2 protein-coding genes are annotated in these 882 nt (G+C 42.4%); both read right to left on the bottom strand.

Annotated elements, in window-relative coordinates:
- The coding region (locus J1785_RS00675; protein WP_217218567.1) for a fimbrial biogenesis chaperone at window positions 1-195 on the bottom strand (195 nt) is incomplete at its 3' end.
- Between the two features lie 86 nt (window positions 196-281).
- On the bottom strand, window positions 282-882 hold a 601-nt coding region (locus J1785_RS00670; protein ID WP_420803821.1), incomplete at its 5' end, for a fimbrial protein.

The following is an 882-nucleotide window of genomic DNA, read 5'->3' as shown; positions in this document are numbered from 1 at the left end:
CCCTGTGTCAATCCATGACTGAATCAGGAAAGGTATATTTTCTGAATTATTTGTCAGAGGGAGTGATGCCTCTTTTTTATCCGCATCATAAATGATTCGTGTTCTGCCAACAATGATACCGCCAGCGTAACACAGCTGACAGCCAAGCAAATAAATAAGGAGAATGTTTATTGATAATCTAATTATTTTAGGCATGTCATCGCATCCTGCAATTAACAACAATTATTTGTCATAACATAAAACAGGCAGGCTGATATGCCTGCCTGAACGGGGGGTGGAAATTAACGGTAATCTAACGTGACATTAACAACAGCATCGGCCAGACCAGCAGTGATCGCCGTAGCAGCAGCAAAAGACTCATAATAGGCCATCAGATTCACATTCATGACGTCGCCTTCAATGTTATAAGTCAATGTCGGTAGTGTGTTGATTTCCAAAGGTGTGCTTGGTGTTTTTGCATCTACGATACGGATGCCGACCCCTGTCGCAGAGGTGCCATCTTTGAATTCATCCGCAATCTGAATCAGATTCGGGTGATCGGGTACAGTAGGTGCTTCCAGCCAGATACGGAAATGATCTGTTTCCTCACTGCCATCTTCTGCATAGGGGCAATTCGTTAATGGAATAGTGAAAGGTATTTTTGGTGAAGGATCGCCGACACTCACAAATTGGGCAGCTGAATAAGTCCCTAGTGGAACATCAATATCCTGATAGCCATTTATGATACACGCCTGAGTGATTATTTCGCCGTGAAAGTTAATAGCGCCATCAGTCGCATAGCTATTGACTGCCATAGCCATAAATATCCCACCCGCTAAGAGTTTGAGCTTAGTTTTCATTTTGCATCCATTCTGAAATAAAAAGTGAAGGTTAACAAAAGAT

This window comes from Rahnella perminowiae (assembly GCF_019049755.1).
Lineage (GTDB): Bacteria > Pseudomonadota > Gammaproteobacteria > Enterobacterales > Enterobacteriaceae > Rahnella > Rahnella perminowiae.
This window is presented reverse-complemented; position numbering and strand designations above follow the sequence as displayed.